Here is an 11,251-nt window from a genome sequence, read left to right on the forward strand (position 1 = left end):
ATGCCCTTTGATCGACCTGTCGCAATATCTGCCGATTCTGCTGTTTCTGGGCGTGGCCCTGCTGCTCTCCAGCGCGTTTGTTTTTCTGCCGATGGTCGCGCAACGCTTCACCGGCGCGTACAAACCGAGCGCGGAAAAGCTCAGCGAATATGAGTGCGGCTTCCCCGCGTTCGAAGACCCGCGCAGTCAGTTCGATGTGCGTTTTTATCTCGTCGCGATCCTGTTCATCATCTTCGATCTCGAGGCGGCGTTCCTATATCCGTGGGCAGTGAGCGTGTTCAAACTCGGTTGGGTCGCCTGGGCCTCTATGATGGTGTTCATCGTCGAGTTGGCGCTGGGCCTGGTCTATGCGTGGAAGAAGGGAGCGCTCGAATGGGAGTAGAACTTACCCATCCGTCGGCGGCTGGCGAAATCATTCAGCCAGATGCGAGCTTCTTCAACGATTTGAACGGCGAGTTGGGTGACAAGGGTTTCCTGGTCACCTCGACCGAAGACCTGTTCCACTGGGCGCGCACCGGCAGCCTATGGTGGATGACGTTCGGCCTCGCGTGCTGCGCGGTCGAGATGATCCACGTCAACATGCCGCGCTACGACCTCGAACGCTTCGGCGCGGCGCCGCGCGCGTCTCCGCGCCAGAGCGACGTGATGATCGTCGCAGGCACGCTGTGCAACAAGATGGCCCCGGCTTTGCGCAAGGTCTATGACCAGATGAGCGAGCCGAAGTATGTCATCTCGATGGGCTCGTGCGCCAATGGCGGCGGCTATTACCATTATTCGTACAGCGTCGTGCGCGGGTGCGACCGGATCGTTCCGGTCGACATCTACGTGCCCGGCTGCCCGCCGACTGCGGAGGCTCTGCTGTATGGCATCATGCAATTGCAGCGGAAGATCCGCCGGATCGGGACGATCGAACGGTGAGGGCTCCTGCTCCAGCCTATGTCGCCAATGATGGCGTGATCGATACCGTCACCGGCGTGCTGGGTGCGGCGTTGCTGCATTCGCTCGACGCGGTCGGCGAAGTGGCGCTGCATGTCGAGCGGACGTCGCTGGTCGAGACCATGACCTTGCTACGCGACACGCCCGGCCTCGAATATCAGCAACTCATGGAAATCGCCGGCGTCGATTATCCCGATCGCGGACAGGACCGCTTCGAAGTGGTCTATTGCCTGCTGTCGCTGACGCGCAATCACCGCATCCGCGTGCATGTGCAGACCGATGACGAGAAGCCGGTGCCCTCGGTGACGGGCATCTGGCCGGTCGCGGGTTGGCTCGAGCGCGAAGTGTACGACATGTACGGCGTTCTCTTTTCGGGCAATGCCGATCTGCGCCGCATCCTGACCGATTACGGGTTTCGCGGACATCCACAGCGCAAGGACTTTCCGCTCACCGGCTATGTCGAGCTGCGCTATTCGGAAGAAGCCAAGCGCGTGGTGTATGAGCCGGTGAAGCTGGCGCAGGACTTCCGCAGCTTCGATTTCATGAGCCCGTGGGAGGGTGCCGAATACATCCTGCCCGGGGACGAGAAGGCCAAGATTCCCGAGCAGAAGGGCGCGCCGACGCCGCTGACGGCCGACGCGATCGTCAAGGCCGATGCGGCGAAATCGCCGGTTGCGGGTGCGACCGAGGTCAAGACCAGCGAGAATACGACGCAGACCGGTGCGGGAAAGGCGGGGCCGAAGTGATGGCGCTTTCGGCTTACAACCACCCCGGCGAAGGAGTGCAGGGTCGGATCGTCCCCCGGACGATCCTTGAACATGCGGGGCATGTTCAACCCTGCACTGGCCCAGTCGCGATCGCTTTCTTGGAGAGTGGTACGCTCGATAATTATAGCCTCCGTAACTGGGCCCCGGCCTGCGCCGGGGTGGAGTTCTTGGCTTTGAGGGTCACGCTATGACCGACTATCTCGACCAGATCGACCGCAAGACCGACGCGGAAAGCCCCGAAGTGGGCGACGTCGCGATCCAGAATTACACGATCAATTTCGGCCCGCAGCACCCGGCTGCGCATGGTGTGTTGCGCCTCGTGATGGAGCTCGACGGCGAAATCGTCGAGCGCGTCGATCCGCATATCGGGCTGCTGCATCGCGGCACCGAAAAGCTAATCGAGTACAAGACCTACATGCAAGCGCTGCCGTATTTCGATCGGCTCGATTACTGCTCGCCGCTGTGCATGGAGCATAGCTTCGTGCTCGCGATCGAGAAATTGCTCGATCTCGAAGTGCCCACGCGCGCCCAGTATCTCCGGGTCTTTTTCGCGGAACTCACGCGCATTTCGAACCACATGCTCAACCTCGGCAGCCATGTGATGGACGTCGGCGCGATGACGCCGAACCTGTGGATGTTCGAGATCCGCGAAGACTGTATGAACTTCTTCGAGCGCGCATCGGGTGCTCGGATGCATGGCGCGTATTTCCGCCCCGGGGGCGTGCATCAGGATGTGCCGCTCAAGCTGTTGGCCGATATTGCCGACTGGCTCGACAATCGCCTGCCGCGCTTGTTCGAGGACGCGATTTCGCTCGTCGCCGACAACCGCATTTTCAAGCAGCGCAACGTCGACATCGCGACGGTGAGCCGCGACGATGCGATCAAATGGGGCTTTTCGGGGCCGATGATCCGCGGTTCCGGCATCGCCTGGGATTTGCGAAAGGCCCAGCCCTACGACGTCTACGCCAAGATGGATTTCGAGGTGCCGGTGGGCACGCGCGGCGATTGCTATGATCGCTTCATGGTGCGCGTCGAGGAAGTTCGCCAGTCGGCGCGGATCATGAAGCAGTGCCTGAACGAAATGCCCGACGGGCCGATCGCGTCGCTCGACCGCAAGGTGGTGCCACCCAAGCGCGCCGAGATGAAGCGATCGATGGAAGCGCTGATCCACCACTTCAAACTCTATACCGAGGGCTTCCATGTGCCGGCGGGCGACGTCTATGTCGCGACCGAAAGCCCCAAGGGCGAGTTCGGCGTGTATCTCGTCGCCGACGGTACCAACAAGCCGTACCGCTGCAAGATCCGTCCGACGGCGTTCTCGCATTTGCAGGCGATGGACTTCATGGCGAAGGGCCACATGCTGGCGGACACGACGGCGATTTTGGGCGCGATGGATATCGTGTTCGGGGAGTGTGACCGGTGATTGACCCCAAGTCTTACCCTTCAATCGAGTACGTTGCGGCGTCCAATTTAGAGCGTGGGCTTTTCGCGCTCGCGGCAACACTTTTGCTAGTGTTCTGTGGCCTCTCAATCTGGGTGGCATCGGCTGGAGAAACGGCGTTAGCGGTATCGTCGTTTCTGATTTTCGGCATTATTCCGGCAACGCTGTCGTTCGGAGTCGCGCTATTTTTGCGATCACGGCGGATGAAGCGTGTTCAAGAGCGCGCTAATTTGTTGGCGACCATAGAAATGGTTTCGAATGGCTGAAGCACCCAAAATCCCCGACGAAGCCGAAACCCGCGCACGCTGGGGTGCGTTCGCCTGGACCGACGAAAACCAGACCAAGGCGAACGAAATCCTCGGTCGCTATCCCAAGGGTCGCGAGCAATCGGCGTCGTTGCCGCTGCTCGATCTCGCGCAGCGGCAGGTCGGCGCAGAGACGCAGACGCAGGGGTGGCTGCCCGTGCCGGTGATCGAATTCGTCGCGCGCGAGATCGGCGTGCCGTACATGCGTGTTTATGAGGTCGTCAGCTTCTACACGATGTTCAACATGGCGCCGGTCGGTCGTTTCCACGTGCAGGTGTGCGGCACGACGCCGTGCATGTTGGGCGGCAGCGACGATGTGCTGGCGGCGTGCAAGAATAAGGGCCTGATCAAGGGCCGCACCACGCCCGATGGTCTGTTCACGCTGACCGAGGTCGAGTGCCTGGGTGCCTGCGCCAATGCGCCGATGGTGCAGATCAACGACGACAATTTCGAGGATCTCGACTATGACCGCACGATCGCGGTGCTCGAGGCGCTCGCTGAGGGCAAGTCGGTGACGCCGGGCTCGCAGACCGGACGCCGCGACAGTTGCGCGGCGGGTGGGCCGACCAATTTGACCGCGATGGTCGATGAAAACCATGATTACCGGGGGGAATGGGCGTGAATAAAAACACCATCGTCACGATTCTGGCGATCATCGGCGGCATCGTCGTGCTCGGCTGGGTGCTGCGGCTGACCTTCGCGTTGCTCGGGCCGATCATCGTGATCGGGCTGGGCGTGGTGATCTACCTCGCGCTGACGGGGAACAAGCGGATCGGCGGGCCGAAGTGACGGACGACGTCGGCAACCTGATCCTCGAACGGCTGCGTCGCATGGATGACCGGCTTATCAACATCGAGGGCGACATGTGCGACATGAAGACGCGCATGGCAGCCGTCGAAGAACATATCGGCGGCATGTTCATTGCCGTGTCGGGCGTGAACAGCCGGCTCGACCGACTGACCGACCGCGCGCAACGCATCGAACGTCGCCTCGATCTAACGGATGCCCGCTAATGCTCGCCGACAAGGACCGCATCTTTACCAACATCTACGGTTTTCAGCCGTGGAACCTGAACGCCGCGATCCTCCGCGGCGATTGGGATAACACGCGTGCACTGATGATGCGCGGGCAAGACGCGATCATCGACGAGGTCAAAGCCTCGGGGCTGCGCGGTCGCGGTGGTGCGGGTTTCCCGACCGGTACGAAATGGTCGTTCATGCCGAAGGAACCCAAGCCGGACCGGCCGAACTTCCTTGTCATCAACGCCGATGAATCCGAGCCGGGCAGCTGCAAGGACCGCGAGATCATCCGGCACGATCCGCACAAGCTGATCGAGGGCGCGTTGATCGCCGGCTATGCGATGCGCGCCCGCGCCGCGTACATCTACATTCGCGGGGAGTATATCCGCGAGGCCGAGACGCTCTTCGCCGCCGTGGCAGAGGCCTATGACAAGGGCATGCTCGGCAAGAATGCGTGCGGATCGGGCTATGATTTCGACGTGTTCGTCCACCGCGGCGCTGGCGCGTATATTTGCGGCGAAGAAACCGCGATGCTCGAGAGCCTTGAGGGCAAGAAGGGCCAGCCGCGCCTGAAGCCGCCATTCCCGGCGGGTGCCGGGCTCTATGGCTGCCCGACGACGGTCAACAATGTCGAATCGATCGCGGTCGTCCCCACGATCCTGCGGCGCGGCGCGGCGTGGTTTTCGAGCTTTGGTGCCGAGAATAACCGCGGCACCAAGCTGTTCCAGATCAGCGGGCATGTGAACAAGCCGTGCGTGGTCGAGGAAGCGATGTCGATCACTTTCCGCGAGCTGATCGAGACGCATTGCGGCGGCATTCGCGGCGGGTGGGACAATCTGCTCGCGGTGATTCCGGGCGGATCGTCAGTGCCCTTGGTGCCGGCGGCCGAGATCATGGATTGCCCGATGGACTTTGACGGCCTCAAAAAGGTCGGCTCGGGCCTCGGCACGGCGGCGATCATCGTGATGGACAAGTCGACCGACATCGTCCGCGCGATTGCGCGCCTGTCCTACTTCTACAAGCATGAGAGCTGCGGCCAGTGCACGCCGTGCCGCGAGGGCACTGGCTGGATGTGGCGCGTGATGGAGCGGATGCGCACCGGCGACGCCGACATTTCCGAGATCGACACGCTGTATCAGGTGACCAAGCAAGTCGAAGGCCACACGATCTGTGCTTTGGGCGATGCCGCGGCGTGGCCGATCCAGGGGCTGATCAAGCATTTTCGCCCGGAGATGGAGCGGCGCATCACCGAGAAGCGCGGTGGTGGGCTGGCTCCGATGATGGAGGCGGCGGAGTGATCGCCGCGTTGACATTAGCTGGGGCGATTTTCGCAGCTTCGACTGAAAAACCGCTATTCAACGCCGACGAGCGGCGCAGTCTGCTTGGTGGCTTTGCAGACTGTGTGGTAGAGATACATCCGAAGGCTGCTGCAAAGTATGTGGCAGAGTTCGGCGCGAAGGGCGGGGGTAACGCTATCTCCGATGGTGCCTGTCTGCCGCCTAATCGAAATATCTCTATCGAATCTATGAATTTAAAGTATTACGGGCTGGTGTTTGCTTTTTCAGATGCGTTCATTCGTGCAGGTCGCAAGCCAAATATAACATTCGAGCTGCCTAAAACCTGGCCGAAGAGCGACTTGGGCAAGCAAATTTTGCTAACTGTCGAATTTGCGAAATGCGTCGTCAGTCATGACCGCGAAACGGCGCGCGCGTTATCGAAATCGCAAATCGCATCGTCAGCGGAACTTACCGCTACCAAGGCGCTTTCGAAAACATTTGGAGCTTGCGGTGCAGCCGAGGTCACGCTTCTTGCGGGACCTGCATTGCGCGGTCCGATTGCATACGTTTTGTTACAATCGGACAACGCTGACCAAGCAATGCAGGTAATTAGCTAATGCCTAAACTCAAAGTCGATGGCGTCGAGATCGAAGTGCCTGCCGGTGCCACCGTGCTCCAGGCGTGCGAGCTTGCCGGCAAGGAAATCCCGCGTTTCTGCTACCACGAGCGGCTCAGCATCGCGGGCAATTGCCGGATGTGTCTGGTCGAGGTGAAGCCCGGACCGCCGAAGCCGCAGGCTTCGTGCGCGCTGCCCGCGGCCGAAAATCAGGAGATTTTCACCAACTCGCCGATGGTCAAGAATGCGCGCGAAGGGGTGATGGAGTTTCTGCTCATCAACCATCCGCTCGATTGCCCGATTTGCGATCAGGGCGGCGAATGCGATCTGCAGGATCAGTCGGTCGCGTACGGCCGTGGCCAGTCGCGCTATGACGAGAATAAGCGCGCGGTCACCGAGAAATATATGGGCCCGATCGTCAAGACGGTGATGACGCGCTGCATCCAATGCACGCGCTGCATTCGCTTTGCCGAGGAAGTCGCGGGAGTCGAGGAAATCGGCGCGATCGGGCGCGGCGAGGATATGCAGATCGTGTCGTACCTCGAAGGCGCGGTGACAAGCGAGCTTTCGGGCAATGTCGTCGATCTGTGCCCGGTGGGTGCGCTGACCTCGAAGCCCTATGCGTTCGAGGCGCGGCCGTGGGAGCTGAAGAAGACGCTGACGATCGACGTGATGGACGCGGTCGGCACCAACATCCGGCTCGACAGCCGCGGGCGGCAAGTGCTGCGCGCGCTGCCGCGCATCAACGAAGACGTGAACGAGGAATGGGCGTCGGACAAGACGCGCCACGTGGTCGACGGGCTGGTGCGGCGGCGGCTCGACAAGCCGTATATTCGCAAGGACGGGCGGCTGACCGAAGCGAGCTGGGATGACGCCTTCGCGGCGATCGCGGCGGTGAACGCGGGCGCAAGCGTCGCCGCCATCGCGGGCGATCTGGTCGATTGCGAGACGATGTATGCGGCCAAGGCGCTGCTCGCGTCGTTCGGCTCGTCGCTGCTCGAGGGGCGGCAGACGGGGATGGATTACGACACCGCGTCGCTGGCTGCCGTCAATTTCAACACGACGATTGCGGGCACCGAGCGGGCCGATGTGATCCTGCTGGTCGGCACCAATGTGCGCTGGGAAGCGCCGCTGGTGAACACGCGGATTCGGAAAGCCATCAAGAAGGGCGCCAAGGTCTTCGCAATCGGGCCGGAGACCGAGCTGACCTATAAGGTCGAATGGTTGGGGGCCGATCTGGCGTTGCTCGGCAATTTGCCCGAAGCGGTGACCCAGGCGTTCGGCAAGGCCGAGCGGCCGATGGTGATCGTCGGCGGGGCAGGCCTCAAGGCACTCGGTGGCGCGCTCGCGTTGGTCGCGCCGCTCGGCCTGGTCAAGGACGGCTGGAACGGGTTCAACGTGCTCCACATGGCGGCGAGCCGGATGGGCGGGTTGATGCTCGGCTATGCACAGAAGCGCGGCATCGCCGATGTCGTCGCGGCGGCGCCGAAGCTGGCGTTCTTCCTCGGCGCGGATGAGGTCGATTTCGGCAAGTTTGCGGACAGCTTCAAGGTCTATGTCGGCCATCATGGCGACAAGGGCGCAGCGGCGGCGGACGTGATTCTGCCGGGTGCATCTTATGCCGAAAAGTCGGGAACCTATGTGAACCTCGAAGGCCGCGTGCAGCGCGGCGAGCGCGCGGTGTTCCCGCCGGGTGATGCGCGCGAGGATTGGACGATCCTGCGTGCGCTTTCGGCGGTGCTGGGCAAGACGCTGCCGTTCGATACGCTGGAGGAATTGCGCGCGGCGATGGGCGTGGATACGCCGGCGCTCGCGACGCTTGGGCTGGCGCGCTTTGAATGGGCACCGCCTGCGCTCGACGCAGCGGCTTCGGGCGAGATCGCGGGCTATCCGATCCAGGATTTCTACCTGACCAACGCGATCTGCCGCGCATCGCCGACGATGCAGCGCTGCTCGGCGGAACTGGTGCATGGGCAGGATTTTGCGGAGGCGGCGGAGTGATGACCCTCTCCTTTAGCACCACCCCGGCGAAGGCCGGGGCCCAGTTGCGCGCGGCTCATTGTTCGGGCGCTGCGCGATCCAATGTAAACCTCCGCGACTGGGCCCCGGCCTTCGCCGGGGTGGTGCTTTTCGGGGAAGGTGAAGCATGACCTCCTGGACCTCCGCTACGCTTGGCTATGAAGGATCGTGGTTCCTCTGGACCATTATCGATATCTTGCTGATCGCCTTCCCGCTGATGCTGTCGGTCGCGATGATCATTTATGCCGACCGGAAAATCTGGGCGTCGATGGCGCTGCGGCGTGGGCCGAACGTCGTTGGGCCGTTCGGTCTGCTGCAAAGCTTTGCCGACGGGTTGAAGGTGTTCCTCCAGGAAACGATCATCCCGTCCGCCGCGAACAAGGTGCTGTTCCTGCTCGCGCCGATCATCACCTTTACCGTCGCGCTGATCGTGTGGGCGGTGGTGCCGTTCGATGAGCGCGCGGCGCTCGCCAATATCAATGTCGGCTTGCTTTACGTGCTCGCGGCGTCGTCGCTCGGGGTGTATGGCATCATTCTCGCGGGCTGGTCGTCCAATTCGAAATACCCCTTCTACTCGGCGATCCGCGCGGCGGCGCAGATGGTGTCGTACGAAGTCGCGATCGGCTTCGTGCTGATCTCGATCGTGCTGTGGAGCGGCAGCTTCAACTTGACGAACATCGTCGAGGCGCAGCGCGGCATGGGCTTCGGGCTGATCAACGGTTTCTTTATCAACCCGCTGCTGTTCCCGATGGCGGTGGTGTTCTTCATCTCCTCGCTCGCCGAAACGCAGCGTGCGCCGTTCGATCTGACCGAGGCGGAGAGCGAACTCGTCGCGGGGTATCAGACCGAATATTCGTCCATGTCGTTCGCGCTCTACTGGCTCGGCGAATATGCCAACGTCATTTTGATGTGCACGCTCAACGCGACGCTGTTCTGGGGCGGGTATCTGCCGCCGCTCGATATCCCGATCCTGTACGCGGTGCCGGGCATCCTTTGGCTGTTCGCCAAGATGCTGGTCTTCTTCTTCCTGTTCAGCTGGGTGAAGGCGACTGTCCCGCGTTACCGCTATGACCAGTTGATGCGGCTGGGCTGGAAGGTGTTCCTGCCGCTGTCGCTGTTCTGGGTGTTTTTGGTGTCGGGGTATCTGATGCTGACGCGGGTGGGGGTTGGCGGATGAAAAGAGTTCGTACAATCGGCGAACGCTTTGCGTGGCTTTATCGACTGAATGAAAGGTCTCCTTGGGCTAAGTTTGCCTTGCTCGGCTTTGTAGTTTTGGCAGCTTTAATCGCGGTCTGTTACGAATACTTGATTCTTTTGGTGATAGTTCCATGACCCCCGGCCAACTCCTCAAATCCTTCACCCTGTGGGAATTCCTCAAGGCGCACACGCTGACCTTGAAGTATTTCTTCAAGGCCAAGGCGACGATCAACTATCCGTTCGAGAAGAACCCGCTCAGTCCGCGTTTCCGCGGCGAGCATGTGCTTAGGCGCTATCCCAATGGCGAGGAACGCTGCATCGCGTGCAAGCTGTGCGAGGCGGTTTGCCCGGCACAAGCGATCACGATCGAGGCCGAACCACGTGATGACGGCAGCCGTCGCACGACGCGCTACGACATCGACATGACCAAGTGCATCTTCTGCGGGCTGTGCCAGGAAGCGTGCCCGGTCGATGCCGTGGTCGAGGGTCCGAACTTCGAATATGCGACTGAAACGCGCGAGGAACTGATCTACGACAAGGCGAAATTGCTCGCGAACGGCGATCGCTGGGAAAGTGCTGTCGCCGCGAACCTTGCCGCCGATGCACCGTACCGGTAGGCGAAAGCGATCATGATTCTCCGCTCCATTCAGGGTTCACCCTCACCCTTCCGTCGCTTCGCTCCTCCCTCCCTCTCCCAATGGGAGAGGGAAGGGGCCCGCGCGCCGCAGGCGCGTGGGAAGGGTGAGGGTGACTTCAAATGATCCAGGCAATCGCCTTTTACCTGTTCGCGACGCTCGTCATCGCGTCCGCCGCGCTGACCATCACCGCGCGCAACCCGGTGCATGCCGTGCTGTGGCTGATTCTCGCGTTTTTCAACGCTGCGGGTCTGATGGTGCTGGTCGGCGCCGAGTTCATCGCGATGCTGCTGGTGATCGTGTACGTCGGCGCGGTCGCGGTGTTGTTCCTGTTCGTCGTGATGATGCTCAACGTCGATTTCTCCGAATTGCGCAGCGGCTTTGTGCGCTATGCCGGGATCGGGGCGTTGCTTGCAGTCGGGCTGGCCGCTGAAATCATGGTCGCGTTCGGCGCATGGAGCGCGGGCAAGATCGAACTCGCGCGCCGCGCCGCGCCGACGCCGGAAACGGTGCCGAATATCGAGGCGTTGGGCATGCTGCTCTACACGCGCTATCTGTTCGTGTTCGAGGGCGCCGGGCTGGTGCTGCTGGTCGCGATGATCGGCGCGATCGTGCTGACGCACCGCGAACGCAAGGGCTCGCGCCAGCAGAACGTCGCGCGGCAGAATGCGCGGCGTCCACAGGATGCAACGCGCAACACGCGGCCGACTATCGGCGCAGGGGTGGAATTGTGATCGGGCTCACGCATTATCTTGTCGTCGCGGCGATCCTGTTCGCGCTCGGCGTGTTCGGCATCATCGCCAATCGCAAGAACCTCATCGTGATGCTGATGGCGATCGAGCTGATCCTGCTCGCGGTGAACCTCAACTTCGTCGCCTTCTCGGGCTATCTGCACGATCTGGTCGGGCAGGTGTTCGCGATGTTCGTGCTGACCGTGGCGGCGGGGGAGGCGGCGATTGGTCTCGCGATCCTCGTCATTTATTTCCGCGCCCGCGGGACGATCGCGGTCGACGATGCCAACCGGATGCAGGGGTAAAGC

At 61.7% G+C, this 11,251-nt stretch carries 15 protein-coding genes; all 15 read left to right on the top strand.

The features are described 5' to 3' along the window. Positions 1-7: 7 nt before the first annotated feature. The 15 genes from ndhC (at position 8) to nuoK (ending at position 11,248) form a co-directional block, all read left to right on the top strand. Positions 8-382 carry an NADH-quinone oxidoreductase subunit A gene (ndhC, locus tag IEV62_RS10225; RefSeq protein ID WP_188447102.1) on the top strand — a complete coding sequence of 125 codons (375 nt, stop codon included), beginning with the start codon at positions 8-10 and terminating at the stop codon, positions 380-382. Then, a complete protein-coding gene (locus tag IEV62_RS10230; protein WP_188447104.1) occupies positions 373-918 on the top strand; it encodes a NuoB/complex I 20 kDa subunit family protein in 546 nt (181 codons plus the stop codon). The genes ndhC and IEV62_RS10230 overlap by 10 nt, the downstream gene beginning before the upstream one ends. Next, on the top strand, positions 915-1,682 hold the full coding sequence (locus IEV62_RS10235; RefSeq protein ID WP_188447106.1) for an NADH-quinone oxidoreductase subunit C: 768 nt from the start codon (positions 915-917) through the stop codon (positions 1,680-1,682). The genes IEV62_RS10230 and IEV62_RS10235 overlap by 4 nt, the downstream gene beginning before the upstream one ends. A 208-nt stretch (positions 1,683-1,890) precedes the next feature. Next, complete coding sequence (locus IEV62_RS10240; RefSeq protein WP_188447108.1) at positions 1,891-3,126, top strand: NADH-quinone oxidoreductase subunit D; 1,236 nt, start codon at positions 1,891-1,893, stop codon at positions 3,124-3,126. Further along, positions 3,123-3,410: a hypothetical protein gene (locus tag IEV62_RS10245; protein ID WP_188447109.1), complete on the top strand. Its 288-nt coding sequence runs from the start codon at positions 3,123-3,125 to the stop codon at positions 3,408-3,410. Before IEV62_RS10240 ends, IEV62_RS10245 begins: the two co-directional genes overlap by 4 nt. Next, the gene (locus IEV62_RS10250) at positions 3,403-4,071 is read left to right on the top strand and encodes a complex I 24 kDa subunit family protein (RefSeq protein WP_188447111.1); all 669 of its coding nucleotides are present in this window, start codon (positions 3,403-3,405) and stop codon (positions 4,069-4,071) included. Before IEV62_RS10245 ends, IEV62_RS10250 begins: the two co-directional genes overlap by 8 nt. Continuing rightward, positions 4,068-4,238, top strand: coding sequence for a hypothetical protein (locus tag IEV62_RS10255; RefSeq protein WP_188447113.1), 171 nt, complete (start codon positions 4,068-4,070; stop codon positions 4,236-4,238). The genes IEV62_RS10250 and IEV62_RS10255 overlap by 4 nt, the downstream gene beginning before the upstream one ends. Beyond that, positions 4,235-4,462: a hypothetical protein gene (locus IEV62_RS10260; protein ID WP_188447115.1), complete on the top strand. Its 228-nt coding sequence runs from the start codon at positions 4,235-4,237 to the stop codon at positions 4,460-4,462. The genes IEV62_RS10255 and IEV62_RS10260 overlap by 4 nt, the downstream gene beginning before the upstream one ends. After that, entirely contained in the window at positions 4,462-5,766 is a 1,305-nt protein-coding gene (gene nuoF, locus IEV62_RS10265) for an NADH-quinone oxidoreductase subunit NuoF (RefSeq protein WP_188447117.1), read from the top strand. Before IEV62_RS10260 ends, nuoF begins: the two co-directional genes overlap by 1 nt. Beyond that, positions 5,763-6,362: a hypothetical protein gene (locus tag IEV62_RS10270; RefSeq protein WP_188447119.1), complete on the top strand. Its 600-nt coding sequence runs from the start codon at positions 5,763-5,765 to the stop codon at positions 6,360-6,362. Before nuoF ends, IEV62_RS10270 begins: the two co-directional genes overlap by 4 nt. Then, on the top strand, positions 6,362-8,362 hold the full coding sequence (nuoG, locus tag IEV62_RS10275) for an NADH-quinone oxidoreductase subunit NuoG (RefSeq protein ID WP_188447121.1): 2,001 nt from the start codon (positions 6,362-6,364) through the stop codon (positions 8,360-8,362). Before IEV62_RS10270 ends, nuoG begins: the two co-directional genes overlap by 1 nt. Positions 8,363-8,507: 145 nt before the next feature. Beyond that, positions 8,508-9,557, top strand: a complete 1,050-nt coding sequence (gene nuoH, locus IEV62_RS10280) for an NADH-quinone oxidoreductase subunit NuoH (protein ID WP_188447123.1) — start codon at positions 8,508-8,510, stop codon at positions 9,555-9,557. A gap of 151 nt (positions 9,558-9,708) precedes the next feature. Next, a complete protein-coding gene (gene nuoI, locus IEV62_RS10285; RefSeq protein WP_188447125.1) occupies positions 9,709-10,194 on the top strand; it encodes an NADH-quinone oxidoreductase subunit NuoI in 486 nt (161 codons plus the stop codon). A 140-nt stretch (positions 10,195-10,334) separates the two neighbouring features. After that, positions 10,335-10,946 carry an NADH-quinone oxidoreductase subunit J gene (locus IEV62_RS10290; RefSeq protein WP_188447127.1) on the top strand — a complete coding sequence of 204 codons (612 nt, stop codon included), beginning with the start codon at positions 10,335-10,337 and terminating at the stop codon, positions 10,944-10,946. Continuing rightward, positions 10,943-11,248: an NADH-quinone oxidoreductase subunit NuoK gene (nuoK, locus tag IEV62_RS10295; RefSeq protein ID WP_176496331.1), complete on the top strand. Its 306-nt coding sequence runs from the start codon at positions 10,943-10,945 to the stop codon at positions 11,246-11,248. The genes IEV62_RS10290 and nuoK overlap by 4 nt, the downstream gene beginning before the upstream one ends. Positions 11,249-11,251: the final 3 nt, after the last annotated feature.

It is taken from the genome of Sphingomonas psychrolutea, assembly GCF_014636175.1.
Taxonomy (GTDB): Bacteria; Pseudomonadota; Alphaproteobacteria; order Sphingomonadales; family Sphingomonadaceae; genus Sphingomonas; species Sphingomonas psychrolutea.

Excerpts from the sequence above, each read along its gene's own strand:
- IEV62_RS10230 (WP_188447104.1), top strand. The coding sequence starts at position 373 with ATGGGAGTAGAACTTACCCATCCGTCGGCGGCTGGCGAAATCATTCAG.
- IEV62_RS10240 (WP_188447108.1), top strand. The coding sequence starts at position 1,891 with ATGACCGACTATCTCGACCAGATCGACCGCAAGACCGACGCGGAAAGC.
- IEV62_RS10250 (WP_188447111.1), top strand. The coding sequence starts at position 3,403 with ATGGCTGAAGCACCCAAAATCCCCGACGAAGCCGAAACCCGCGCACGC.
- nuoF (WP_188447117.1), top strand. The coding sequence starts at position 4,462 with ATGCTCGCCGACAAGGACCGCATCTTTACCAACATCTACGGTTTTCAG.
- nuoG (WP_188447121.1), top strand. The coding sequence starts at position 6,362 with ATGCCTAAACTCAAAGTCGATGGCGTCGAGATCGAAGTGCCTGCCGGT.
- nuoH (WP_188447123.1), top strand. The coding sequence starts at position 8,508 with ATGACCTCCTGGACCTCCGCTACGCTTGGCTATGAAGGATCGTGGTTC.
- nuoI (WP_188447125.1), top strand. The coding sequence starts at position 9,709 with ATGACCCCCGGCCAACTCCTCAAATCCTTCACCCTGTGGGAATTCCTC.
- IEV62_RS10290 (WP_188447127.1), top strand. The coding sequence starts at position 10,335 with ATGATCCAGGCAATCGCCTTTTACCTGTTCGCGACGCTCGTCATCGCG.